This is a genomic window from Aquariibacter albus (assembly GCF_014145335.1).
GTDB classification, from domain to species: Bacteria; Pseudomonadota; Gammaproteobacteria; order Burkholderiales; family Burkholderiaceae_C; genus Aquariibacter; species Aquariibacter albus.
Map to the genome: position 1 here is coordinate 318,592 of NZ_JACIVI010000003.1, position 22,622 is coordinate 341,213.

The 22,622-nt window shown below is 72.7% G+C and carries 25 protein-coding genes; 16 read left to right on the plus strand and 9 right to left on the minus strand.

The genetic code is table 11. The features are described from left to right. Positions 1-40 precede the first annotated feature (40 nt). From H4F90_RS10885 to H4F90_RS10900, 4 genes are all read left to right on the plus strand, one after another. The gene (locus tag H4F90_RS10885; protein WP_182664413.1) at positions 41-691 is read left to right on the plus strand and encodes a protein-L-isoaspartate O-methyltransferase family protein; all 651 of its coding nucleotides are present in this window, start codon (positions 41-43) and stop codon (positions 689-691) included. 60 nt (positions 692-751) lie between these two features. Continuing rightward, the gene (locus tag H4F90_RS10890) at positions 752-2,110 is read left to right on the plus strand and encodes a TolC family outer membrane protein (protein ID WP_182664415.1); all 1,359 of its coding nucleotides are present in this window, start codon (positions 752-754) and stop codon (positions 2,108-2,110) included. A 158-nt stretch (positions 2,111-2,268) separates the two neighbouring features. Next, positions 2,269-2,616 (plus strand): c-type cytochrome, encoded by a 348-nt coding sequence (locus H4F90_RS10895; RefSeq protein ID WP_182664417.1) that lies wholly within the window; start codon positions 2,269-2,271, stop codon positions 2,614-2,616. Positions 2,617-2,633: 17 nt separating this feature from the next. Further along, positions 2,634-3,914: an NAD(P)/FAD-dependent oxidoreductase gene (locus tag H4F90_RS10900; RefSeq protein ID WP_182664418.1), complete on the plus strand. Its 1,281-nt coding sequence runs from the start codon at positions 2,634-2,636 to the stop codon at positions 3,912-3,914. Between the two features lie 38 nt (positions 3,915-3,952). On the opposite strand, the gene H4F90_RS10905 is transcribed toward H4F90_RS10900, so the two are convergent. Further along, positions 3,953-4,249, minus strand: a complete 297-nt coding sequence (locus tag H4F90_RS10905; protein WP_182664420.1) for a hypothetical protein — start codon at positions 4,247-4,249, stop codon at positions 3,953-3,955. Between the two features lie 100 nt (positions 4,250-4,349). On the opposite strand from H4F90_RS10905, the gene H4F90_RS10910 reads away from it, so the two are divergent. The 5 genes from H4F90_RS10910 to H4F90_RS10930 all read left to right on the plus strand — a co-directional run bounded on the left by H4F90_RS10910 (position 4,350) and on the right by H4F90_RS10930 (position 7,078). Then, a complete protein-coding gene (locus H4F90_RS10910; RefSeq protein ID WP_182664422.1) occupies positions 4,350-5,033 on the plus strand; it encodes a DUF502 domain-containing protein in 684 nt (227 codons plus the stop codon). A gap of 226 nt (positions 5,034-5,259) precedes the next feature. Next, the gene (locus tag H4F90_RS10915; protein WP_182664424.1) at positions 5,260-5,469 is read left to right on the plus strand and encodes a cold-shock protein; all 210 of its coding nucleotides are present in this window, start codon (positions 5,260-5,262) and stop codon (positions 5,467-5,469) included. A 130-nt stretch (positions 5,470-5,599) separates the two neighbouring features. Then, entirely contained in the window at positions 5,600-6,199 is a 600-nt protein-coding gene (locus H4F90_RS10920) for a chromate transporter (protein ID WP_182664426.1), read from the plus strand. After that, entirely contained in the window at positions 6,196-6,729 is a 534-nt protein-coding gene (locus H4F90_RS10925; protein ID WP_182664428.1) for a chromate transporter, read from the plus strand. The genes H4F90_RS10920 and H4F90_RS10925 overlap by 4 nt, the downstream gene beginning before the upstream one ends. Positions 6,730-6,754: 25 nt before the next feature. After that, positions 6,755-7,078 carry a GNAT family N-acetyltransferase gene (locus tag H4F90_RS10930; RefSeq protein WP_182664429.1) on the plus strand — a complete coding sequence of 108 codons (324 nt, stop codon included), beginning with the start codon at positions 6,755-6,757 and terminating at the stop codon, positions 7,076-7,078. Here H4F90_RS10930 and H4F90_RS10935 read toward each other — a convergent pair. Together H4F90_RS10935 and H4F90_RS10940 are read right to left on the minus strand one after the other, a co-directional pair. Further along, on the minus strand, positions 7,047-8,351 hold the full coding sequence (locus H4F90_RS10935) for a hemolysin family protein (protein WP_182664431.1): 1,305 nt from the start codon (positions 8,349-8,351) through the stop codon (positions 7,047-7,049). The two genes, H4F90_RS10930 and H4F90_RS10935, sit on opposite strands and share 32 nt — an antisense overlap. Before the next feature lie 40 nt (positions 8,352-8,391). After that, positions 8,392-9,201, minus strand: a complete 810-nt coding sequence (locus H4F90_RS10940; RefSeq protein WP_182664433.1) for a DUF3047 domain-containing protein — start codon at positions 9,199-9,201, stop codon at positions 8,392-8,394. 176 nt (positions 9,202-9,377) lie between these two features. Here H4F90_RS10940 and H4F90_RS10945 point away from each other — a divergent pair, with 176 nt between their 5' ends. The 5 genes from H4F90_RS10945 (at position 9,378) to bktB (ending at position 15,369) form a co-directional block, all read left to right on the plus strand. Continuing rightward, positions 9,378-9,728, plus strand: a complete 351-nt coding sequence (locus tag H4F90_RS10945) for an FKBP-type peptidyl-prolyl cis-trans isomerase (RefSeq protein WP_182664436.1) — start codon at positions 9,378-9,380, stop codon at positions 9,726-9,728. Between the two features lie 10 nt (positions 9,729-9,738). Beyond that, positions 9,739-10,647, plus strand: coding sequence for an EamA family transporter RarD (rarD, locus tag H4F90_RS10950; RefSeq protein ID WP_235972150.1), 909 nt, complete (start codon positions 9,739-9,741; stop codon positions 10,645-10,647). A gap of 61 nt (positions 10,648-10,708) precedes the next feature. Beyond that, a complete protein-coding gene (locus tag H4F90_RS10955) occupies positions 10,709-12,082 on the plus strand; it encodes a TAXI family TRAP transporter solute-binding subunit (protein ID WP_182664438.1) in 1,374 nt (457 codons plus the stop codon). An 88-nt stretch (positions 12,083-12,170) separates the two neighbouring features. Beyond that, positions 12,171-14,021: an aminopeptidase P family protein gene (locus H4F90_RS10960; protein WP_182664440.1), complete on the plus strand. Its 1,851-nt coding sequence runs from the start codon at positions 12,171-12,173 to the stop codon at positions 14,019-14,021. A 163-nt stretch (positions 14,022-14,184) separates the two neighbouring features. Beyond that, complete coding sequence (gene bktB, locus H4F90_RS10965) at positions 14,185-15,369, plus strand: beta-ketothiolase BktB (protein WP_182664442.1); 1,185 nt, start codon at positions 14,185-14,187, stop codon at positions 15,367-15,369. Between the two features lie 28 nt (positions 15,370-15,397). On the opposite strand, the gene H4F90_RS10970 is transcribed toward bktB, so the two are convergent. Beyond that, on the minus strand, positions 15,398-16,510 hold the full coding sequence (locus tag H4F90_RS10970; protein ID WP_182664444.1) for a hypothetical protein: 1,113 nt from the start codon (positions 16,508-16,510) through the stop codon (positions 15,398-15,400). Positions 16,511-16,643: 133 nt separating this feature from the next. On the opposite strand from H4F90_RS10970, the gene H4F90_RS10975 reads away from it, so the two are divergent. Both H4F90_RS10975 and H4F90_RS10980 read left to right on the plus strand, forming a co-directional pair. After that, positions 16,644-17,660 carry a helix-turn-helix transcriptional regulator gene (locus H4F90_RS10975; RefSeq protein WP_182664446.1) on the plus strand — a complete coding sequence of 339 codons (1,017 nt, stop codon included), beginning with the start codon at positions 16,644-16,646 and terminating at the stop codon, positions 17,658-17,660. 120 nt (positions 17,661-17,780) lie between these two features. Continuing rightward, a complete protein-coding gene (locus H4F90_RS10980) occupies positions 17,781-18,644 on the plus strand; it encodes an undecaprenyl-diphosphate phosphatase (RefSeq protein ID WP_182664448.1) in 864 nt (287 codons plus the stop codon). 13 nt (positions 18,645-18,657) lie between these two features. Here the strand turns inward: H4F90_RS10980 and trmB are convergent, their stop codons facing one another. The 5 genes from trmB to eno all read right to left on the minus strand — a co-directional run bounded on the left by trmB (position 18,658) and on the right by eno (position 22,588). Then, positions 18,658-19,398, minus strand: a complete 741-nt coding sequence (gene trmB / locus H4F90_RS10985) for a tRNA (guanosine(46)-N7)-methyltransferase TrmB (RefSeq protein ID WP_182664450.1) — start codon at positions 19,396-19,398, stop codon at positions 18,658-18,660. A gap of 159 nt (positions 19,399-19,557) precedes the next feature. Further along, positions 19,558-20,235, minus strand: a complete 678-nt coding sequence (locus H4F90_RS10990; RefSeq protein WP_182664452.1) for an AAA family ATPase — start codon at positions 20,233-20,235, stop codon at positions 19,558-19,560. A 22-nt stretch (positions 20,236-20,257) separates the two neighbouring features. Next, positions 20,258-20,902, minus strand: a complete 645-nt coding sequence (pnuC, locus tag H4F90_RS10995) for a nicotinamide riboside transporter PnuC (protein ID WP_182664454.1) — start codon at positions 20,900-20,902, stop codon at positions 20,258-20,260. 75 nt (positions 20,903-20,977) lie between these two features. Further along, positions 20,978-21,253: an FtsB family cell division protein gene (locus H4F90_RS11000; RefSeq protein WP_182664456.1), complete on the minus strand. Its 276-nt coding sequence runs from the start codon at positions 21,251-21,253 to the stop codon at positions 20,978-20,980. A gap of 51 nt (positions 21,254-21,304) precedes the next feature. Then, positions 21,305-22,588 (minus strand): phosphopyruvate hydratase, encoded by a 1,284-nt coding sequence (gene eno, locus H4F90_RS11005; RefSeq protein ID WP_182664459.1) that lies wholly within the window; start codon positions 22,586-22,588, stop codon positions 21,305-21,307. Positions 22,589-22,622 lie beyond the last annotated feature (34 nt).

Here is a 22,622-nt window from a genome sequence, read left to right on the forward strand (position 1 = left end):
CTCCTAGAATCCGCCCTCATTTCGTCTGCCCCTGCCCGCCATGAACGTCGAACACGCCCGCTTCAACATGATCGAGCAGCAGATCCGGCCCTGGGATGTGCTGGACAGCTCGGTGCTCGGCCTGCTGGCCGTGGTCAAGCGCGAGGACTTCGTGCCGCGCGAGCACCGCAGCCTGGCCTTCATGGACCTCGAGGTGCCGCTGCCCGAAGGGCAGGCCATGCTGGCCCCCAAGGTCGAGGCGCGGCTGCTGCAGGCCCTGGGCCTGGGCAAGCACGAGCGGGTGCTGGAGATCGGCGCCGGCTCGGGCCACATGGCGGCCCTGCTGGCGCACAAGGCGCAGTCGGTGCTCAGCCTCGAGATCCGTCCTGCGCTGGCCGACCTGGCCCGGTCCAACCTGCAGCGCGCGGCTGTGCTGAATGCCGAAGTGCGCTGTGCCGACGGCGCGCAGGGCGTGCCGGGCGAGAGCTTCGACGCCATCGTGCTGTCGGGCTCGGTCGCGGTGCTGCCCGATGCCCTGCTGGCCTCGCTGCGCGTCGGTGGCCGGCTGGTGGCGGTCGTCGGCGACGCGCCGGTGATGCGGGCCCTGCTGGTCACCCGCCGCGGCCCGGAGGCCTACGACCGCGAGGAGATCTTCGACACCGTCGCCCCGCGCCTGGTGGGCTTCCCGGAACCCTCGGCCTTCCGCTTCTGAACCCAGCGCCTGCCGCAGCCCGCGGCCGGCGCCCCCTGCCGATCCCAAGGACCCGAGCCGATGCCGATCCCGAAGCCCACGATCCCCGGTGCGCGCCTGCGCCTGTCCTGCGGCCGGATCGGGATCGGCGGGCTGCTGCTGCTGGGCCTGGCCTCGGCCGCGCCGGCCCAGAGCCTGACGGAGCTGCACGGCCTCGCGCAGGCCTATGACGCCCGCGTGCAGGCCGCCCGCGCCAGCGCCGAGGCGGCCCGCCACCGCTTCGACCAGGCCAGCGCGCTGCGTCGGCCGACGGCCGCGCTGTCCGCCTCGATCAACCGCAGCGCGACCGATGCGCCGGGCCGGGACGCCACCATCTACAACACCCGTCCAAGCGCCCAGCTGAGCGCGACCCAGCCGCTGATCAATCCGGCCAGCACCGTGCAGATCGAGCAGGCCCAGCGCAATGTCGGCCTGGCGCAGACCCAGCTCGAAGAGGCCGAGCAGGACCTGATCCTGCGGCTCTCGGACGCCTACTTCGCCGTGCTGGCGGCCCAGGACACGCTGAACACGGCGCGTCAGAACGAGGCGGCCATTGCTGAGCAGCTGGCTTCGGCGCAGCGCAATTTCGAGGTCGGCACGGCGACCATCACCGACACCCGCGAGGCCCAGTCCCGCCGCGACCTGGCCATCGCCCAGCGTCTGGCGGCCGAGAACACGCTGCGCACCGCGCAGATCGCGCTGGACCAGCTGGTCGGCCGGGACGGTGTGAGCCCGCGGCCCTTGCAGCAGCCGACCCGGCTGCCGGCCCTGACGCCCGGCGAAGTGGAGCAGTGGGCGGCGCGCAGCGAGTCGGCGCCATCGGTGCGCCGTGCGCGCCTGGCGCTGGAGGTGGCCGAGCTCGACACCCGCCTGGCCCGCAGCGGCGAGCAGCCCACACTCGATCTGGTCGGCAGCTACGGCAAGTCGCGCAACACCGGCACCTCGGCCGGCACCTTCGGGGTCGGCACGACCACCACGGCCAGCGTGGGCCTGCAGTTCAACTGGCCGGTCTTCACCGGCGGCCGGGTCGGTGCGCGCGTGCGCGAGACCGTCTCGCTGACCGAGCGGGCTCGCCAGGACCTCGACAACACCCGCCGCACGCTGGCGCAGACCACGCGCCAGGCCTACTTCACCGTGCTGTCCGGCGAAGCGCAGGTGCGTGCGCTGGAAGCGGCCGAGGCCTCCAGCCGCCTGGCCCTGGAGGCCACGCAGGTGGGCTACCGGGTCGGGGTGCGCGTCAACCTCGACGTGCTGAACGCGCAGACCCAGCTCTACACCACGCAGACCAATCTGGCCCGCGCGCGCTACGACCTGCTGCTCGGCCAGCTGCGGCTGCGGCAGGCCGCCGGCACGCTGGCGGCGGCCGATCTCGGCGAGATCGCCAAAGTCCTCCAGCCCTGAGGCGCGCGGCCCGACGGGGGCCGCGGCAGCGGCTGGCTGCGCCAACCGGCTGACCCCTTGCTTGCAGCGCGGACCGGCATTAACCCTGCTGGGTCGGCCGGAGCCTGCATGCCAAGATATATCACTGATCACTGATTTATCCTGCAGGAGAAGCATCCATGTCCCCCTTCCGTTCTGCCTGCGCCGGGCGCAGGCTGCTGGCCGGCATCGCCCTGGCTGCCGCCGGCCTGGGTGCTGCGCAGGCCCAGTCGCCCGAGGCCGCGCGCCTGCACCTGCGCAGCCTGGCGGCCACCTGCGCCAACTGCCACGGCACCGACGGCCATGCCGTGCCAGGTGAATCGATGGTCCACCTCGCCGGTCTCGGCAAGGGCTACATCGTCGAGCAGCTGACGGCCTTCCGCGACGGCAAGCGCCCCGCCACCGTCATGCACCAGCTGAGCAAGGGCTACACCGACGCCCAGATCGATGCACTGGCCGGCTACTTCGCCGCCCAGCAACCCAAGTGAGCCGGAGCGTCCTGACCATGCAACGTCGTCGTCTTCTCCAGGGGGCCGCAGCCGGTGGCCTGCTCACCGCCCTGATCCCCGGCCTCAGCGGCTGCGCCAGCGTGCCGACCAGCGCACGCGTGGTCGTCATCGGGGGCGGCTATGGTGGCGCCACGGCCGCCAAGTACGTGCGCCTGCTGTCCAACCAGGGCCTGGACGTGGTGCTGATCGAGCCGAACGCAGCCTTCGTCAGCTGCCCGATCTCCAACCTCGTCGTGTCCGGCCTGAAGGGCCTGGACGACCTGACCACCGGCTACGGCGCCCTCGGCAAGAACCATGGTGTGACCGTCGTGCGTGATTACGCCGCCGGCATCGATGCCCAGGCCAAGACCGTGCGCCTGGCCTCGGGCGGCAGCATCCGCTACGACAAGCTGATCCTCTCGCCCGGCATCGACCTGCAGTTCGACAAGGTCGAGGGCCTGGCCGCCGCCCAGCAGGCCGGCACCATCCTGCAGGCCTGGAAGGCCGGTCCCGAGACCCTGGCCTTGCGCAAGCAGCTCGAAGCCATGCCCGACGGCGGCACCTACGCCATCACCGTGCCCGAGGCGCCCTACCGCTGCCCACCCGGCCCTTACGAGCGGGCCAGCATGGTCGCGGCCTATTTCAAGCGCGCCAAGCCCAGGAGCAAGGTGCTGATCCTCGACGCGAACCAGGACGTGACCTCCAAGGGCCCGCTGTTCAAGAAGGCCTGGAGCGAGCTCTATCCCGGCATGGTCGAGTTCCGCGGCCAGCACAAGGCCGTGGCCGTCGACGCCAGGACGAACACCGTCAAGTTCGACGTCCAGGACGACGTGAAGGCCGATGTGCTGAACGTGCTGCCGCCGATGCGCGCCGGCCGGATCGCGGTGGACACCGGCCTGGCCAACAGCAACGGCCGCTGGTGCAGCGTCAACTACCAGACCTTCGAATCGACCGCGGCCAAGGACATCCACGTGCTCGGCGACTCGATCCAGATCGCCCCGCTGATGCCCAAGAGCGGCCACATGGCCAACAGCCATGCCAAGGTTGCGGCGGCCGCCGTGGTGGCCGAGCTTGCGGGCCTCGAGGTGAATCCGGTGCCGATGCTGACCAACACCTGCTACAGCTTCGTCGGCGACAAGGAAGTCATCCACGTGGCCAGCGTGCACCGCTACGAAGCGGCCGAGAAGACCTTCAAGACGGTCGCCGGTTCGGGTGGCGTGTCGGCCGCGCGCAGCGAGCTGGAAGCCGCCTACGCGATGGGCTGGGCGCGCAACATCTGGTCGGACATGCTGACCTGACCGATCCCCCCGCCGGGCGCGGGCCGGGAGGCCCGCGCTCAGCGCGGCGGCAGGCGCGGCCCGTCCTTCGGGTCGCGCACCTCGCGAAGCTCCACATCGACGACCTCGCCGGTCTGCGCGGGCCGGCCGAAGCCGCGGCGGAAGGCCGCGCCCGCCCGCTGGCGATGCGCCGTCCACTGCACGTCCGGCCGGCGCCCGTGCAGCAGGCTCCAGGCGATCACGATCAGCGCGATGCACAGGCCCATCAGCAGCAGGCCCAGGCCGAAGGCCAGGCCCAGCAGCAGGGCGATCAGGCGCAGGAAGGTTCGGCCCAGGGCCGCAAGCAAGTCGAGCATGGCCCGATTGTCGCGATCTCGCGACCGGCTCGCCGGGGAGGACGGCTAGAGTCCCGGGAGCCCGTCCTCGCGCGGACCGTCTTCCCAGCGCCCCCCGACCGTGAACACCGCCCCCCGCACCCTGCTGCGCCTGCTCCTGACCGGCCTGATCGCCGCCCTGCCGCTGGCTGCGACCGTGGCCATCTTCGCGTGGGCCTGGCGCCTGCTGGTGGCCTGGGTCGGGCCGCAGAGCGCGATCGGCCAGGGCCTGATCCGCCTGGGCTTCGGCGCGGGCGAGTCGGAGAAGCTCGGCTACCTGATCGGCGTGAGCCTGGTGCTGCTGGGCCTGCTGGGCCTGGGCCTGCTCACCGAGGCGGGTCTGCAGCGCGGCCTGCAGCGGGCCGTCGACGCCCTGATGCAGCGCATCCCGCTGGTCCGCAACGTCTACGGCCTGGTCCAGCGCTTCGTCGGTCTGCTCGCGCAGCGCGAGGGATCGGGCATGGCTTCGATGAGTCCGGTCTGGTGCCACTTCGGCGGGGCCGAGCAGCCCGGCGTGGCGGTGCTGGGCCTGCTGTCCGCGCCCGAGGCCGTGCTGATTGCCGGCCGGCCGCATCTGGCCGTGCTGCTGCCGACCGCACCGGTGCCCGTCGGCGGGGGGCTGCTCTATGTGCCGGCGGGCTGGGTCCGCCCGGCCGAGATCGGCATCGATGCGCTCAGCAGCCTCTATGTGTCGATGGGCGTGACCTCGGCCGAACACCTGCCTCGGGCCGCCGCAGCGGATGCTTCGCCGGCTGCGCCGCGATGAGGCGAGCACTGCGCCTGCATCCCGCTACACTGCGGCGCTTGTGGTGATGCTTCAAGTTCGTGTTCCGTCGAGGTTGTGCTCCATCCGGTGCGGCTGAAATCCAGTCGACATCGTTCCGGTTCGATCCCCTGCGTGACGTTTCTTGCGTGTCCCTGCAGACGCCAGCTCCCGTGCTGGCGAATGCGCCCCGGCATGTCGCCCGGGCGTTTTCTCTGAAGGAATGTTCATGTCTGTTCAAACCGGTACCGTGAAGTGGTTCAACGACGCCAAGGGCTTTGGCTTCATCGCCCAGGACGGCGGCGGCCCCGATGTCTTCGCCCACTTCCGTGACATCCAGGGCAATGGCTTCAAGAGCCTGGCCGAAAACGAGCGCGTCGAGTTTGAAGTCAAGCAAGGCCAGAAGGGCCCGCAAGCCGCGAACATCCGCAAGCTGTGATGCCGTCGGGCGCCTGAGGGCGCCCACCGCTTCTGCACTGCGCACAACGGCCCTACGGGGCCGTTGTGCATTTCCGGCCCGCCATCTCCGGTCCCGCTGCGGCAGCGGACCGGCCTGCCGACGCATCGCCATGTCCGACGCCTCCCTGCCGCCCGAGGTCGCGCCGCCCGCCGCACCGCGTTCCTGCACCCAGCTCTTCCTCGTGTTCACCGGCCTGGCCCTGCAGGGCTTCGGCGGCGTGCTGGCGGTGGCCCAGCGCGAGCTCTGCGAGCGACGCCGCTGGCTCAGCGCCGCCGAGTTCCTGGAGATGCTGGCCTTCGCCCAGGTGCTGCCGGGGCCGAATGTCTGCAACCTCTCCCTGGCCGTCGGGCAGCGCTGGTTCGGCGTGCGGGGGGCCCTGGCGGCCCTGGCCGGCATGCTGGCCCTGCCCCTGCTGATCGTGCTGCTGGCCACCGCCTGGGTGATCGACCAGGCGGGTGCCGCCTGGCTGCAGGATGCGCTGCGCGGCATGGGCATCGTGGCCGCCGGGCTGATCGTCGGCGCCTGCCTGAAGCTGGCCCGGCCGCTGCGCGCGAGCCCGCTGGGCCGTGCCGGCGTGGCCGGTCTCGGTGCGGCGACGCTGCTGGCCATCGCGGGGCTCAAGCTGCCGCTGATGGCCGTGCTGGCCGGCCTGGGCCTGCCGGCCTGTCTGTGGGCGCACCGCCGGCTGCAGGCCGGGCGCAAGGCATGAGCCCGGGCCTCGACCTGGCCCTGCTGGCCGGCTTGTTCGGGCAGGCCCTGCTGCTTTCGCTGCTGGCCATCGGCGGGGCGATCACCGTCGCGCCCGACCTGCACCGCGTGATGGTCGACCAGCAGGCCTGGCTGGACGACGCGCAGTTCGGCCATGCCATCGCGATCGCCCAGGCAGCACCCGGGCCCAATCTGCTTTTCATCCCGGTGCTCGGCTACCAGGTGGCCGGCCTGCCCGGCGCGCTGGCCATGCTGGTGGGCATCCTGATCCCCTCGACCACCCTGGCCCTGGCTGCGCTGCGCCTGGGCCAGACCCACGCCCAGCATCCGGCCCTGCGGGCCTTCAAGGCGGGCATGGCGCCGATCACCCTGGGCCTGATGCTGGCCACCGGCATCGTGCTGGCGCCCTGGGACTCGCCGCCCGGCCTGCTGCTGGCCGGGGCCGTGGCCTTGCTGGTCTGGCGCACCCGGGTGCATCTGCTGCTGCTGATCGCGGCCGGCGCCCTGCTGGGGGTGCTGGGCTGGGTCTGAGTCGCGCCCTGCGCACAATGCCTGCATGACGCACGCCCTGCCCCCCATCGTCCACAACATGGCTGCCTCGCGCTTCGAGGTGCAGGTCGATGGCCTGCTGTCGATCTGCGACTACCGCCGGCGCGACGGCGTGCTGGTCCTGCCGCACACTGTGGTGCCGCCGGAACTGCAGGGCCGCGGCATCGCGGCGGCGCTGGTGGAGGCGGCGCTGGCCCATGCGCGGGCCGAAGGCCTGCGGGTCGATCCGGTCTGCAGCTACGTGGCCGTCCACCTGCGCCGCCATCCGCGGCATGCGGACCTGCTGCGCGCCACCCGCCTCAGCGCGCCGCCGCGTCCGGCAGGCGGGTGACCAGGACCTGGTCGATCTTGTAGTCGTCCACGTCCAGCACCTCGAAGCGGTGGCCGGCGGCTTCGATGCGGTCGGTGCGGCGCGGGATGCGGCGCAGCATGACCATCAGGAAGCCGGCCAGGGTGTCGTACTTGCCCTGCTGCGGCAGCGCGTCGAGTTCGAGGGCGCGCAGCACGTCGGGGATGGGCGTGAGGCCGTCGATCAGCCAGGAGCCGTCCTCGCGGCGGCAGATCTGCTCCTCGGCCAGCGGCGTGACGAGGCCGGCCATCACCGTGCTCATGACATCGTTCAGGGTGATGATGCCGACGACCAGGCTGTACTCGTTGAGGATGACGGCGAAGTCCTCGCGCGCGCTGCGGAACTGCTCCAGCACCTCCAGCAGCGTCAGCCGGTCGGGGATGACCAGCACCGGATGCAGGTGCGCCTTGTCGCCCAGGGCGATCGGCTGGTCGGCCAGCTCGCGCAGCAGCAGGTCCTTGGCATCGACGTAGCCGACCGGCTTGTCGATGCCGCCGTCGCAGACGAGGTAGGTGGAGTGCGGTTCGGCCGCGATGCGGGCGCGGATCAGCTCGGGCGGATCGTCCAGCCGGAAGTGGACGATGTGGTCGCGCGGCGTCATGACGCTCTCGACCGTGCGGGTGTCCAGCTCGAAGAGGTTGACGATGACCTGCTGCTCCTGGGCATCCACCGTGCCGGCCGCAGCCCCGGCCTCGGTCATGGCCAGGATGTCGGCATGGGTGACGATCTCGTCGCGCTGCGGCGGCAGGCCGAGCAGGCGGAAGATCGCGTCCGAGGCCCGGTCGAAGCCCCAGACCAGGGGCTTGAACAGCGCCGCCAGGGCCAGCATGGGACCCACCACATGCACCGCCACCCGCTCGGGCTGGCTCATCGCCAGGCGCTTGGGGAAGAGATCGGCGAAGAGGATGAAGAGCGCGGTGACCAGGCTGAAGGAGAGCAGGAAGCCGAAGGTCTGCGCGCGCTCCTCGCTGCCCGCCACGGGCCGCAGCAGCTCGGTCAGCGCGGGGCTCAGCGCGCCTTCGCCGACGATGCCGCCCAGGATGGCCACCGCATTCAGGCCGATCTGCACGACGGTGAAGTAGCTGCCCGGTGCGTCCTGCACGGCCAGCACCCGGGCGGCGCGCGGCTCGCCCTCGTCGGCCAGCTGGCGCAGGCGCAGGCGGCGCGAGGCGGCGACCGCGATCTCGCTGATCGAGAAGAAGGCGCAGGCCGCGATCAGCAGCGCGATCAGGGCCAGGCTGGTGCCAGTGTCCATGCGGTCAGTGTAGGGGCGGCCCGCAGGCCGCCCGCGGGGCTCAGGCGCTCAGGCTGAGGTCGCCGTACCAGGCCTCGACCACATGCCCGAGGTCGTCGCTGTCGGTGAAGCAGCCCAGCGACAGCACCGCCCCGACCGGCCGCTCCGCATGCTCGGGGAACACCATGCGGTGGTCGGCCACCAGGTCGCGCTCGTGCTCGACCCACTGGCCGAGCTGCGCCGGCCCGCTCTGGATCACCAGATGGCGCACGCCGCCGAGCCGCTTGTCGCGCCAGACGGTGCCCACCGGCAGGTGGTCGTCCCAGGTGTAGAGCAGGGACTGGAAGGGCAGGTCCAGCCCGGCGAAGAGCTTGGCCTGCTCGTGGATCAGGGTCTCGCGCAGCGTCAGCTCGTCCTCTGGCCCGTCGAAGCCGACGCCGACGCGGGCCACCGCATCGTCGCGGTCGTCGCGGTCGCCGCGTGCGCCGCCCCCGACCAGCGCGTCGGCGCGCCAGCGCCAGCGCAGCCGCGGCCGCTGCTGCGGATCGACCTGCAGCGCGCATTGCAGCGCGCTGGCCGAACGCTCGGCCCGGGCGTGCAGCACGCGCTGGCCGTCGCGCTCGGTCAGGCGGTACTGGGTCTGCGCGCGGTGGCGGTACAGCACATAGGGCGCCCAGCCCGGGGGCAGCTCGGCGCGGCGCGGTGCGGTGGAAAAGCGCGGCACGCTGTCGACGGCGGGCGGGAGGCCGGGGCTGGCGCAGCCCGGCAGCAGGGGGGCGAGGCTGGCCGCCAGCGGCCAGTGCAGCAGATGGCGTCGCTGCGGATCGAAAGGCGCGGACATGGGCGAGAGGGACAGGTCGGGACGGGGCATGCGGGGCAGGGCGGGGCGGCGCCAGGGCATTGCGCCGGGTGCACAGCCTGCCGCATCGGCGTGACGGCCGTCCGACAGGGGGCGGCGCCCGGCTATGCTCGCCGCCTTTCGGGCGGACGTTCTGGGCCCCGGCCTGCAGCAACCGCCCGCTTCCTTCCCCGATTTTGGAGCCCCGCATGAACACCACCCCGTCCGGCCTGCAATACGAAGACACCGTCGTCGGCAGCGGCGCCACCGCGAGCGCGGGCCAGCGCGTGACCGTGCACTACACCGGCTGGCTCTGGCAGGACGGCCAGGCGGGCGCCAAGTTCGATTCCAGCAAGGACCGCGGCCAGCCCTTCGTCTTCAACCTGGGCGCGGGCATGGTCATCCGCGGCTGGGACGAGGGCGTGGCCGGCATGCAGATCGGCGGCACCCGCCGCCTGCTGATCCCCGCCGCGCTGGGCTATGGCGCCCGTGGCGCGGGGGGCGTGATTCCGCCGAATGCGACCCTGTTGTTCGAAGTCGACCTGCTCGGCCTGAGCTGATCCGGCGCGCTTGAGCCCCGATACGCCCGCCGCCCAGGCCGCGGCCGAGCGCCGTCGCGGCATCGGCCTGGCCCTGGGCGCCTACGCGGTCTGGGGCCTGTTCCCGCTGTATTTCCGGGCGGTCGGCGCGCTGCCGGCCTTCGAACTGCTGGCGCACCGCGTGCTGTGGGCCGCGGCCTTCGTGCTGGGCCTGCTCGGCGTGCAGCGCCGCTTCGCCTGGATCGCCCCCGCCCTGGCCGACCGGCGCGTGGCCGGCCGCGCGCTGGCCAGCGCCCTGCTGATCGGGCTGAACTGGCTGATCTACCTGTGGGCGGTGGCCCGTGGCCAGGTGGTCGAGGCCAGCCTGGGCTACTTCATCAACCCGCTGGTCAATGTGTTGCTGGGCGCCTGGCTGCTGCACGAGCGCCTGCGGCCCGGCCAGTGGGTCGCCACTGCCTGTGCGGCGGCCGGCGTGCTGTGGCTGGCGCTGCACAGCGGCGGCCTGCCCTGGATCGCGCTGGGCCTGGCCTTCAGCTTCGCCGGCTACGGCCTGCTGCGCAAGACGTCCACCCTCGGCCCGGTCGAGGGCCTGGCCCTGGAGACCCTGCTGCTGCTGCCGCCGGCCCTGCTCGCGCTCGCCGGGCTGGCCGGGGCCGGGGCCACGCATTTCCTGCAGCTGCCGCTCGGCACCCAGGCCCTGGTGATGGCGGCCGGGCCGATCACCGTCATCCCGCTGCTGCTGTTCGCGGCCGGGGCGCGGCGCATCCCCTTCTCGCTGCTGGGCTTCCTGCAGTATCTGGTGCCGAGCACCCAGCTCGCGATCGGCGTGCTGCTGTTCGGCGAGGCCTTCGGGCTCGACCGGCAGCTTGGCTTCGCCGCCATCTGGCTGGGCCTGGTGCTCTACAGCCTCGACGAGCGCCGGGCGGCCCGCCTGCGCTGAGCCCGCCGCCGCGCCGGGCCGGCCGGCACAATCGCCGCGCCCCCCCGTCGCGCCGACCGCCATGCCCCAAGCCCTGCGCCAGACCCTGCTTTCCGCCCGTGACCTGCTGATCACCGCCGGCCCGCTGGCCCTGCTGGCCCTGGTGCTGCTGGTCGGCGCCTACTGGCTGGTGAACCCGACGCCGCCCAAGCGCGTGGTGCTGGCCACCGGCCCGGCCCAGGGCGCCTACGGCGAGTTCGGCAAGCGCTACAAGGAGCAGCTGGCCAAGTACGGCATCGAGGTGGTGCTGCGCGAGACGGCGGGCTCGGCCGAGAACCTGGCCCTGCTGCGCGACATGGACAGCCCGGTCGAGTTCGCCTTCGTGCAGGGCGGGGCCGACGGCCCGCGCCAGGCCGAGGAGGACGGCGAGCCCTCGCCCCTGCTCAGCCTCGGCAGCCTGTTCTACGAACCGGTCTGGATCTTCTACCGCGAGGCCAGCGCACGCCGCGACGGCGGGCGGCCGCGGCTGGGCAGCCTGGCCGGTCTGGCGGGCTGGCGCGTCAACATCGGTGCGCCCGGCAGCGGGGTGACCCAGCTGATGCTGAGCCTGCTGAACCTGAACGGCATCGCACCCGAAGCGCTCACGCTGTCGCGGCTCTCGGCCACGCCGGCGGTCGTCGAGCTGCTGGAGGGTCGGCTCGATGCGGTGGCCTTCACCTCGGCGCCCGAATCGCCGCTGGTGCAGATGCTGCTGCAGACGCCCGGCATCGCGCTCTTCGACTTTCGCCAGGCCGAGGCCTACACCCGCCGCCTGCCGCTGCTGACGCCCGTGCTGCTGCCGCGCGGCGTGATCGACCTGGCCCGCGACCAGCCGCCGCGCGACATCCACCTCGTCGCGCCCACCGCCATGCTGGTGGCCCACGAAAGCGCCCATCCGGCGCTGCAGCAGCTCTTCGTCCAGGCCGCGCGCGCCATCCACGGCGAGGCCGGCTGGTTCCAGCGCCGTGGCGATTTCCCGAATGCGCGCAGCACCGAATACCCGCTGGGCAAGGAGGCCGAGCGCTTCTACCAGTCCGGCCCCAGCCTGCTGCAGCGCTACCTGCCCTTCTGGCTGGCCAATCTGGTCGACCGCATGTGGGTGCTGCTGGCTTCGCTGATCGTCGTGCTCATTCCGCTCAGCCGGGTGGTGCCGCCGCTCTACGAGCTGCGCGTGCGCTCGCGCGTCTTCCGCTGGTACGGCAAGCTGCGCCAGATCGAGGATGCGCTGGAGCAGCCCGAAAGCCCCGGCCAGCCGCCCGACGAACTGCTCGGCGAGCTGGAGGCCCTGGAACGCCGCGTCGCACAGATCAGCGTGCCGCTCTCGCATGCCGACGAGCTCTACGCCCTGCGCAGCCACATCCACCTGGTCCGCAAGAAGCTGCTGGCCCTGGGCGCGCAGCGGCCGCTGCCGGCCTGAGTGCGGCCGCTGCGGCCTTCGCCCCGACGCCTGCGCGGCCCGGTCGCCCGTGCCATGCTGAAGCCCTCCGCCTGAACCGATCCCGCCGATGGACACCCGCACCCACCCCGCCCGCGAACGACTGATCCGCCTGCGCGAGGCCATGGCCGCCCAGGGTCTGGACGGCGTGCTGCTGCCCTCCAGCGACCCCCACCTGTCCGAATACCTGCCCGGCCACTGGCAGGGCCGCGAATGGTTCAGCGGCTTCACCGGCTCCATGGGCACCCTGGTGCTCACCGCCAGCCGCGCCGCGCTGTGTGCCGACAGCCGCTACTGGACCCAGGCCGAACAAGAGCTGGCCGGCAGCGGCATCGAGCTGGTCAAGGTGAGCGGCTCGATGGCCCAGGCGCCGGTGGACTGGCTCATCCGCCACACGCCGCGGGGCGGGCGGGTCGGGGTCGACGGCGCGGTGCTCGGCCTCGCAGCCGCCCAGGCCCTGCGCAGCGCGCTGACCGAGGCCGGCCTGGGCCTGGTGACCGAGCGCGATCCGCTCGACGGCGCCTGGCCCGAGCGCCCGCCGCTGCCGGCCGAGCCGGTGGTCGAGCACCTGCCGCCGCAGGCCGCCACCGCGCGGGCCGACAAGCTGGCCCGGCTGCGCGAGGCGATGGTTGCGCGCGGGGCCACCCACCACCTCGTCTCCACCCTCGACGACCTGGCCTGGCTGCTGAACCTGCGCGGCAGCGATGTTGACTACAACCCGGTTTTCCTGGGCCATGCCCTGGTCGACCTGCGCGGCCTCACGCTCTTCGTCGGCGAGGGCAAGGTCGACGCCGCCCTGGCCCACCGCCTGGCCGTCGACGGCGTGCAGCTCGCGCCCTACGGCGCGCTGCGCGAGGCCCTGGCCGCGCTGCCGCCCGAGGCCGTGCTGTGGCTGGATCCGAAGCGCGTGACCCTGGCCTTCCGCGAGGCCCTGCCGCCCGGCCTGAAGCGGGTCGAGGCCATCAACCCCAGCACCCTGGCCAAGAGCCGCAAGACCGCCGCCGAGGCCGAGCATGTGCGCGAGGCCATGGTCCGCGATGGCCTGGCCATGTGCGCCTTCTACGCCTGGTTCGAGCAGGCCCTGGGCCGCGAGGCGATCAGTGAGCTGACGGTCGCCGACCGCCTGTCGGCCGAGCGCGCGCGCCAGCCCGATTTCCGCGGCCTGAGCTTCCCGGTGATCGCCGGCTTCAATGCCAACGGCGCGATGCCGCACTACCGCGCGACCGAGCAGGCTCATGCCCTGATCTCCACCCCGCAGGGCGTGGTGGCCGACGGCCTGCTGCTGATCGACTCGGGCGGCCAGTACCTTGGCGGCACCACCGACATCACCCGCGTCTGGCCGATCGGCAGGCCCAGCGCGGCCATGAAGCGCGACTTCACCCTGGTGCTCAAGGGCACGATCGCGCTCTCGCGCGCGGTCTTCCCGCGCGGCACGCCCAGCCCCATGCTCGATGCCCTCGCGCGCGCCCCGCTGTGGGCCGAGCGCCTGGACTTCGGCCACGGCACCGGCCATGGCGTGGGCTACTTCCTGAACGTGCACGAGGGCCCGCAGAGCATCAGCAAAGCCACGCCGACGCCCGAGATGGCGATGGAGCCCGGCATGATCACCTCGGTCGAGCCCGGCCTCTACCGCCCCGGCCGCTGGGGCGTGCGCATCGAGAACCTGGTGCTGAACGTGCCCGCCGAAGGCCCGCGCCCGCCGGAGGACGAAGGCCTGGACCTGGGCGACTTCCTGGCCTTCGAGACCCTGAGCCTCTGCCCCATCGACACCCGCTGCATCGATCGCGGCCTGCTGCGCGCGGACGAGGCCGCCTGGCTCGATGCCTACCACGCCACCGTGCGCGAGCGCCTGCGCCCGCGACTGGACGGTGCCGCCCGCGACTGGCTGGATGCCCGCTGCCAGCCCCTCGGGGGCGCCTGAGGCAGCCGCCCGGCGAGCTCCGGGTTTCTCCCCGGGCTGGACCGGGGGCGCGCGTCAGCACGGGTTCAGCGCGGCCGCGCACGATGCGCCTCGCTCCGCCGTGGCGAGGACCGCGGCGGGCGGCTGCGTCCGTGCCCGGCGCAGCCCCTAACGAGGAGACCCCATGAGTGCAGCAGAGATCTTTGTCGTCGGCGCGGCGCGTGCCCCGATCGGCGGCTTCGGCGGTTCGCTGAAAGACCTTCCCCTGGCCAAGCTGGCCACCCACGCGGTCGCGGCGGCCTTGCAGCGTGCCGGCGTGGCCACTGAGACGGTGGGCCAGCTCATCATGGGCCATGTCGTGCCCGGCGAGCCGCGCGACGCCTACCTCAGCCGCGTCGCCGCGATCGAGGCCGGCCTGCCCAAGGAAGTCACCGCCTACAACGTGAACCGGCTCTGCGGCTCCGGCCTGCAGGCCATCGTCTGCGCGGTGCAGGGTCTGGCCCTGGGCGATGCCGAAGTGGCCGTCGGCGCCGGGGCCGAGTCCATGAGCCGGGGCGCCTACGTGCTGCCCTCGGCCCGCTGGGGCGCGCGCATGGGCGATGTGCAGGCGCTGGACTATGTCGTCGGCGCCCTGCACGACCCCTTCCAGACCATCCACATGGGCGTGACGGCCGAGAACGTCGCGGCCCAGTGCGGCATCAGCCGCGAGCAGCAGGACGCGCTCGCCCTCGAAAGCCAGCGCCGCGCCGCCCGTGCGATCGCCGAAGGCCGCTTCAAGAGCCAGATTGCGCCGGTCGAGATCGTCGGCCGCAAGGGCACCGTGGTCTTCGACACCGACGAGCACGTGCGTGCCGACACCACGCTGGAGGCCCTGGCCAAGATGCGTCCGGCCTTCAAGAAGGACGGCAGCGTGACGGCCGGCAATGCCTCGGGCATCAACGACGGCGCGGCCGCGCTGGTGCTGGCCACCGGCGCGGCGGTGAAGGCCCAGGGCCTGAAGCCGCTGGCCCGGGTCGTGTCCTACGGTCACGGCGGCGTCGAACCCGCGACCATGGGCCTGGGCCCGGTGCCGGCCACCCGCATGGCCCTGGCCCGTGCCGGCCTGAAGGTGCAGGACCTGGCGGTCATCGAGTCGAACGAGGCCTTCGCGGCCCAGGCCCTGGCCGTGGCCCAGCAGCTGGACTTCGATCCCGAGCGCCTGAACCCGAACGGCTCGGGCATCTCGCTCGGCCACCCGATCGGCGCGACCGGCGCCATCCTCGCGACCAAGCTGGTCTACGAGCTGCAGCGCACCGGCGGCCGCTACGGCCTGGCCACCATGTGCATCGGTGGCGGCCAGGGCATCGCGATGGTCTTCGAGCGGGTCTGAGCCGGCCCGGTGCGCCGCTGGCCGGGCCTCAGTGCAGTCGCCCGGCCGCATGCGGCGCGTGGCGGCTCGCGGCGGGTCCGGTCGGGCGGCCGGCCGCCCGAGGCACCGGCAGCCGCCGCAGCCGGCTGGGCTGCGGCATCACCGAGTGGGCCGGGGCCCAGCCCTCGGTGGCATGGGCCAGCGGCCGGGTTTGCAGCGACAGGCCGTCCAGCGAGGCCCCTCGGGCCAGCCGCTCCAGCAGCGCGCTGCAGCCCGCCTCACCCAGGGCCTCGCCGAAGGCCTGCCAGGCCTGTTGCACGCGTGTGTCGCGCCAGGCGTCCTCCACCGCATGGCGGCTGGCCTGCGGATCGGCCTGCGGTGCGGCTTCCAGCACCCGCGGCAACAGGGCGAAATGCAGGCGGCGCAGCCGCGCCCGCAGGGCCGGCGTGGGCAGTGCCGCTTCGATCTGCGCGATCCGTGCGCTGAAGCCGGGTCGCAGGTACTGCCAGGCGATCAGGGCCTGCAGGCCCTGGGCCGGGTTCAGCAGCCGCAGGCGTGGTGGCGGCAGCACGCCCAGCGGCCGGGCCAGGGCCTCGGCATGCGGCAGCGGCCGCACCATGTCCAGCAGGGCCGCCAGGCGCTGCCATTCGGCCCGCGTCAGACCTTCGGCTTCGGGCCGATCCTCGGCCTGCAGGCGCTGCAGCAGGACCTGCACGGCGGCGGCATCGCGCCGGCCCAGGGCCGCCCGCACCCGCGGCGCCAGCACGGCCAGGTGGCCGGCGGCCCAGGCGCAATCGGGCCGCAGCCGCACCAGGTCCTCGGCCAGGCGGGCCGGATCCAGCGGCTCGCGGCTGACGGGGCAGTGGCTGCGCGCCAGACGGGCCAGATGGCGCGGGTTCAGTTCCAGGACCTCGAAGCCGCAGCCGTCGAGCCAGGCCCGGCGGCGCAGCGCCAGCCAGGGGCCGAGGCCGGGAGGATTGGCGCGGCTCCCCGCCCGGCCGGCACGCTGCGCGGCCTGGTAGCCCTGCCAGAGCGGATTGCCGGCCTGCATCAGGGCGGCCGGCGGCAGCTGGCCGTGGCAGGCATGATCCCAGCCGAGGGCGAAGCCAGTGGCGGCATCGGCCGGGTGTTCGTCGAAAGCCAGCAGGACTTGGGCGGACATGGTGCGCTCCTCGGCCAGGCCCCATGCCCGGCATGGCTGCGCAGTCTGCCGGGGCGAAGGCTCAGGGCATGAGCCTGTCCCGGCAGGTTTTTGGCACACTCGGCCTGTTCCTGAACCGCCTGCCGGAGAGTCGATGGACCGCACCGAACGTTTCTACCGGATCGAAACCCTGATCCGCAGCCGCGGCTGCGTGCCCTTTGATGCACTGCAGGCGGCGCTGGAGGTTTCCCGCGCCACGCTGAACCGCGACCTGCTCTATCTGCGCGACCGCATGGGTGCGCCCATCGTCTACGACCGCGAGCGCGGCGGCTACCGCTTCGGCGACGAGCCCTCGGCCGAGGCCGCCGCCGGCCGGGCCGGCACGGCACCGCGCCATGCCCTGCCGGGGGTCTGGTTCAGCGAGCCCGAGATCCACGCCCTGCTGAACATGCACCAGCTGATCCGCGGCCTGGACGAGGGCGGCGTGCTGGCCCGCCACCTGCAGCCGCTGCTCGACCGCCTGGACGGCATGCTCGGCGCCGATGCCGGCGAGACCCGCGAGGCGCTCAAGCGCGTGAAGGTGCTGGCAGCCGCGCGCCGGCCGGTCGACAGCCAGCACTTCGAGCACATCGGCAGCGCGCTCATCCGCCGCCGCCGGCTGAAGCTGCAGCACCACAGCCGGGCGCGCGGCGAGCATGGCGAGCGCATCGTCTCGCCGCAGCGTCTGGTGCACCACCGCCATGCCTGGTACCTGGATGCCTGGTGCCACGCCAAGGAGGCGCTGCGCCGCTTCGCCGTCGATGCGATCGAGTCCGTCGAGCCGCTGGAGCAGCGCGCCAAGGACATCCCGCTCAAGACGCTGGAAGCCGAGCTCGACGGTGGCTACGGCGCCTTCGTCGGCGGCAAGCTGCAGACGGCCAAGCTGCGCTTTTCGGCCCGCGCCGCACGCTGGGTGGCGCACGAGCAGTGGCATCCCCAGCAGCAGGGCCGCCTGCTGCCCGATGGCCGCTACCTGCTGAGCCTGCCCTACACCGAGCCCACCGAGCTGCTGATGGACCTGATGCGCCACGGCGCCGAGGTCGAGGTGCTGGGTCCCGTCGCCCTGCGCCGGCAGTTGCACGAGGCCCTGGCCGCCGCGCTGGCCCGCGCCGCGGCATCCGATCCGGACTGAGCCGCCTGGCCTGCAGCTTGCTGACCCCCCGGGTCGGGACCGCCACGGGGGCCGGTCCGGGCGGCCGGGGGTCACGGGCCGCCGCTACCATCGCCCGCTTTGGGCCACCGGGGAGTCGAGTTGGAGCTGAGCGTTTTGTGGTTGCAGGCGGCCGCGATGGGCGTCGTCGAGGGGCTGACCGAGTTCCTGCCGATTTCCAGCACCGGGCACCTGATCCTGGCCGGATCGCTGATCGGCTTCACCGGCGAGATCGCCAAGGTCTTCGAGGTCGCCATCCAGACCGGCGCCATGCTGGCCGTGATCTGGGAGTACCGCAGCCGCCTGGGCGCCACGCTCTCGGGCCTGCCGGCCCGCGAGCCCTGGGCCTGGCGCTTCGCGCGCAATGTGGTGATCGCCTTCATCCCGGCCGTCGTGCTGGGCCTGGCCTTCGGTAAGGCCGTGAAGGCCCATCTCTTCCACCCCGTGCCGGTCGCGCTGGCCTTCATCGTCGGCGGCCTGATCATCCTGTGGGTGGAAGGCCGGCACCGCCGCCGCTTCGGTGCGATGGATTCGGCCGGCGAGCGCCGCGCACGCATCGAGTCGGTGGACGACATGAACGCGCTCGATGCGCTGAAGGTCGGCCTGATCCAGTGCCTGGCCCTGATCCCCGGCACCAGCCGCTCGGGTTCGACCATCATCGGCGGCATGGTGCTGGGCTTCTCGCGCAAGGCGGCGACCGAGTTCAGCTTCTACCTCGGCATCCCCACCCTGATCGGTGCGGGCGCCTATGCGCTGTGGAAGCAGCGCGAGCTGCTGAGCTGGGGCGATCTGCCGGTCTTCCTGATCGGCAGCGTCTTCGCCTTCCTCAGCGCGCTGATCTGCATCCGCTGGCTGATCCGCTATGTGTCGACCCACGACTTCACGGTCTTCGCCTGGTATCGCATCGTCTTCGGCCTGCTGGTGCTGCTGACGGCCTCGACCGGCTGGGTCGACTGGTCGGCCTGAGCCCGGCGCGGCCTCAGCGCCGCATGAACAGCAGGTCCCACACCCCGTGGCCCAGGCGCAGGCCGCGCTGCTCGAACTTGGTCAGCGGCCGGTAGTCGGGCCGCTCCGCATAGCCGGTGGCCGGCGCGGTGTTCTGCAGCGCGGGCTCGGCCGACAGCACCTCCAGCATCTGCTCGGCATAGGGCTGCCAGTCGGTCGCGCAGTGCAGCAGGCCGCCCGGGGCCAGGCGCGTCACCAGGTCGGCGATGAAGGGGGGCTGCACCAGGCGGCGCTTGTTGTGCCGCTTCTTGTGCCAGGGATCGGGGAAGAAGATGTGCACGCCGGCCAGGCTGGCCGGCGGGATCATCGTGGCGAGCACCTCCACCGCATCGTGCTGGACGATGCGCAGATTGCGCAGGCCGCCGGCTTCGATGGCCTGCAGCAGCGCGCCGACGCCGGGTTCGTGCACCTCGCAGCCGATGAAATCGGTGTCGGGCCGCGCCGCGGCGATGGCGGCCGTGGCCGCACCCATGCCGAAGCCGATCTCCAGCACGCGCGGTGCGGCGCGGCCGAAGACGGCCTCCCAGTCGGGCGGCGTGGCCTGGAAGGGCAGGCGGTAGCGCGGCGCCAGCTCGGCCAGCGCACGGATCTGGCCGCTGCCCATGCGGCCGGCGCGCAGCACGAAGCTGCGGATCGGCCGGCCGGCGGGCGAGGGGGCGGACACGGGCTCGGCCGGCGGGCCGGCAGGATCGGGCGGAAGGACGGGGTCGGACATCGTTCAGGCTGCGGCCGCCGGGCGGTCGCGGGGGAGGGCGCCGGCAGGGCGCGGGAAGACAGCAGGAAGACGGCAGGAAGGGTTCGGACGCGCCGCAGGGTGGCGGGCAGGGCCGGGCTGGCGTGGCGGACCCGGCCGGGTCAGGCCAGGCCGGGCGACTCAGCCGCTCGGCGGCGCGTCACGGCGCGCATGGTCCAGCCTTTCGCAGGCCGGGTCCAGGCATTCCAGGCAGCGCGCGCGCCAGCGGCTGAAGGGCGCGCCCTCGTCGGCGCTGCGCCAGGCCGGTGCGGCGGCGGGGGTCAGGCCGGGCAGGCCGTCGAGCGCGGCCCGGGCGGCGGCGGTGCGGGCTTCGTCGAGGCCGTAGATCACGCGGTGGTCCAGGCCCAGGGCCTGCAGCTGCGCGCGCAGCAGGCGATCGACCGGCGCACGCACCTGCGGGCCATCGCGCTGCAGGCCGTCGGCCTGCCAGGGCAGGTCCAGGCCGGTCAGCAGGGTGCGGGCCACGGTCGCGCGGTGGCTGGCGCCGGCGGCGGGGTAGAGGCTGCGGTCGCCGAAGACGATCTCGCTGTACACGGCGGTCTGCAGGCCGGTGGTGTCGGCCAGCACCAGGGCATGGCGGGCGGCGGCGGCCTCGATGCGGCGCTGCTGCTCGGCCGCGATGCCGGCCTGTTCGTCCCGGCGCGGCGTGCGGCCGGCGGCGGCGCAGAAGTCGCGCAGCCATTCGCTGACGACGACCGCATCGTGGCCCTCGCCGCGTAGCGTCAGCGCCAGCGCATGCGCCAGGGTGGACTTGCCGCTGCTCTCCGCGCCGAGCAGCGCGATCACCAGGCCGGGCATGGCGGGGGCTCCGTCCGCGGCCTCAGGCCCGCGCGCCGGCCTGGCGTGCCCAGGCCCGCAGGCCCAGCAGGGCCATGCCCAGGAAGAGGCCGTAGAGCCCCGCGCTCAGCAGCAGGCCCTGCTGCAGGAAGAGGCCGATGGCCACGGCATTCACCGCGACCCAGCCCCACCAGTGCTCGACCCGCTTGCGCACCAGCAGGACCTGCGCGACCACGCTGCCTGCGGTGACGAAGGCGTCCAGCCAGGCGGCGCCGCTGTCGGTGCCGTGGTGCAGGCCCAGGGCCAGCAGCGGCCACAGCAGGGCCAGGGCCAGCAGGGCGGCCAGACGCTGGCGCAGCGTCAGCCAGCGCACGCGCAGGGCCTGGCCGTCGGTTTCGCGGCCGTGCAGCCACTGCCACCAGCCCAGGCCGGCTACCACGATGAAGAGCAGCTGCAGCGCGGCGCTGCCGTAGAGCCGGTCGTTCCAGAAGACCAGGCCGTAGAGCGCCGAGCTGAGGATGGCCAGCGGCCAGGCCGCCGCATGCACGCGGATGTTGCAGACCACCATGGCCAGGCCGAGCAGGGCCCCGATCAGCTCGGCGCGACTGCTCAGGCCGTGCAGCGTCTCGGCGCGCAGCCAGTCGATCGGCGCGGCCAGCAGGGCCGGAAGGGGGGCCAGCTCGCTCATCGCGGGGGCGGCGCCGGAGGGGCGCGAGAAGAGGGGGAATCTGTGGGTCGCGCCCCGGGCGCCGCCGCGACGGGCTCAGCGACGCGGGCCGAACTGCACGACGATCTCGTCGGCCTGGACCATGCCAAGCTCGACGCGGGCCCGCTCCTCGAGCAGTTCCAGCCCTTCGCGCAGGTCGCGGACTTCCGCGAGCAGGCGTGCGTTCTGTTCGCGGGCCTGCTCATTGCGGGCCTGCTTGCCGGCCAGCTCGCCCTGGAGCCGGGCGAGCTGGGCCAGGCCGCTGTCGCCCAGCCAGAGCTGCGCCTGCACCAGCAGGAGCAGCCCGGCCAGCAGGCCGTTGAGCCAGCGCATCGCAGGCCTTTCGGTCGACAGCGCCTGAAGCGGGGTCGGGACGGGCCCGGCTTACTTCAGGTTGTAGAAGGCCGCGCGGCCCGGGTAGACGGCGACGTCGCCCAGGTCCTCTTCGATGCGCAGCAGCTGGTTGTACTTGGCGATGCGGTCGCTGCGGCTCATCGAGCCGGTCTTGATCTGGCCGGCATTGGTGCCGACCGCGATGTCGGCAATGGTGCTGTCCTCGGTCTCGCCCGAGCGGTGCGAGATCACGGCGGTGTAGCCCGCGCGCTTGGCCATCTCGATGGCGGCGAAGGTTTCCGACAGGGTGCCGATCTGGTTGATCTTGATCAGGATCGAGTTGGCGATGCCCTTGTCGATGCCTTCCTTCAGGATCTTGGTGTTGGTCACGAAGAGGTCGTCACCCACCAGCTGCACCTTCTTGCCGAGCACGCCGGTCAGGTGGGCCCAGCCGTCCCAGTCGCCTTCGTGCATGCCGTCCTCGATCGAGACGATCGGGTACTTGTCGCACCAGCTGGCCAGCATGTCGGTCCAGCCGGTCGCGCTCAGCTGCAGGCCTTCGCCATGCAGGTGGTAGAGGCCGTCCTTGTAGAACTCGCTGGCCGCGCAGTCCAGGCCCAGCGCGATCTGCGTGCCGGGGGTGTAGCCGGCCTTGTCGATGGCTTCCAGGATCAGCTGGATCGCCGCCTCGTGGCTGGCCACGCTGGGCGCGAAGCCGCCTTCGTCGCCGACCGCGGTGCTCATGCCCTTGGCGTGGATGATCTTCTTCAGCGCGTGGAAGACCTCGGCGCCCCAGCGCACCGATTCGCGGAAGCTCGGCGCGCCGACCGGCAGGATCATGAATTCCTGCAGGTCGAGGTTGTTGTTCGCGTGCGCCCCGCCGTTGATGACGTTCATCATCGGCACCGGCAGCTGCACCGCGCCCATGCCGCCGAAGTAGCGGTAGAGCGGCAGGCCGGCTTCCTCGGCGGCGGCGCGGGCCACGGCCATGGACACGGCCAGCATCGCGTTGGCGCCCAGGCGGCCCTTGTTCTCGGTGCCGTCCAGCTCGATCAGGGTGCGGTCGAGGAAGGCCTGCTCGGAGGCATCCAGGCCCAGCACGGCCTCGCTGATCTCGGTGTTGATGTGCTCGACCGCGCGGCGCACGCCCTTGCCCAGGTAGCGGCCGGCTTCGCCGTCACGCAGCTCGATGGCCTCGCGCGATCCGGTGGACGCGCCCGAGGGCACGGCCGCGCGGCCGAGCGTGCCGCTTTCCAGCAGCACGTCGCATTCGACGGTGGGGTTGCCGCGGCTGTCGAGGATTTCTCTTCCGACGATGTCGACGATGGCACTCATGTTCGGGTCGCGTTGAAGGTGGGGAGGAGGGAAA

Coding starts and splice junctions, on each gene's coding strand:
- H4F90_RS10890 (WP_182664415.1), top strand. CDS start 752: ATGCCGATCCCGAAGCCCACGATCCCCGGTGCGCGCCTGCGCCTGTCC.
- H4F90_RS10935 (WP_182664431.1), bottom strand. CDS start 8,351: ATGGACACTGGCACCAGCCTGGCCCTGATCGCGCTGCTGATCGCGGCC.
- H4F90_RS10925 (WP_182664428.1), top strand. CDS start 6,196: ATGAGCCCGGGCCTCGACCTGGCCCTGCTGGCCGGCTTGTTCGGGCAG.
- H4F90_RS10920 (WP_182664426.1), top strand. CDS start 5,600: ATGTCCGACGCCTCCCTGCCGCCCGAGGTCGCGCCGCCCGCCGCACCG.
- H4F90_RS10885 (WP_182664413.1), top strand. CDS start 41: ATGAACGTCGAACACGCCCGCTTCAACATGATCGAGCAGCAGATCCGG.
- H4F90_RS10940 (WP_182664433.1), bottom strand. CDS start 9,201: ATGCCCCGTCCCGACCTGTCCCTCTCGCCCATGTCCGCGCCTTTCGAT.
- H4F90_RS10955 (WP_182664438.1), top strand. CDS start 10,709: ATGCCCCAAGCCCTGCGCCAGACCCTGCTTTCCGCCCGTGACCTGCTG.
- H4F90_RS11000 (WP_182664456.1), bottom strand. CDS start 21,253: ATGCGCTGGCTCAACGGCCTGCTGGCCGGGCTGCTCCTGCTGGTGCAG.
- bktB (WP_182664442.1), top strand. CDS start 14,185: ATGAGTGCAGCAGAGATCTTTGTCGTCGGCGCGGCGCGTGCCCCGATC.
- H4F90_RS10905 (WP_182664420.1), bottom strand. CDS start 4,249: ATGCTCGACTTGCTTGCGGCCCTGGGCCGAACCTTCCTGCGCCTGATC.
- H4F90_RS10900 (WP_182664418.1), top strand. CDS start 2,634: ATGCAACGTCGTCGTCTTCTCCAGGGGGCCGCAGCCGGTGGCCTGCTC.
- H4F90_RS10915 (WP_182664424.1), top strand. CDS start 5,260: ATGTCTGTTCAAACCGGTACCGTGAAGTGGTTCAACGACGCCAAGGGC.
- H4F90_RS10960 (WP_182664440.1), top strand. CDS start 12,171: ATGGACACCCGCACCCACCCCGCCCGCGAACGACTGATCCGCCTGCGC.
- pnuC (WP_182664454.1), bottom strand. CDS start 20,902: ATGAGCGAGCTGGCCCCCCTTCCGGCCCTGCTGGCCGCGCCGATCGAC.
- H4F90_RS10930 (WP_182664429.1), top strand. CDS start 6,755: ATGACGCACGCCCTGCCCCCCATCGTCCACAACATGGCTGCCTCGCGC.
- H4F90_RS10970 (WP_182664444.1), bottom strand. CDS start 16,510: ATGTCCGCCCAAGTCCTGCTGGCTTTCGACGAACACCCGGCCGATGCC.
- H4F90_RS10895 (WP_182664417.1), top strand. CDS start 2,269: ATGTCCCCCTTCCGTTCTGCCTGCGCCGGGCGCAGGCTGCTGGCCGGC.
- trmB (WP_182664450.1), bottom strand. CDS start 19,398: ATGTCCGACCCCGTCCTTCCGCCCGATCCTGCCGGCCCGCCGGCCGAG.
- H4F90_RS10990 (WP_182664452.1), bottom strand. CDS start 20,235: ATGCCCGGCCTGGTGATCGCGCTGCTCGGCGCGGAGAGCAGCGGCAAG.
- H4F90_RS10975 (WP_182664446.1), top strand. CDS start 16,644: ATGGACCGCACCGAACGTTTCTACCGGATCGAAACCCTGATCCGCAGC.
- H4F90_RS10945 (WP_182664436.1), top strand. CDS start 9,378: ATGAACACCACCCCGTCCGGCCTGCAATACGAAGACACCGTCGTCGGC.
- eno (WP_182664459.1), bottom strand. CDS start 22,588: ATGAGTGCCATCGTCGACATCGTCGGAAGAGAAATCCTCGACAGCCGC.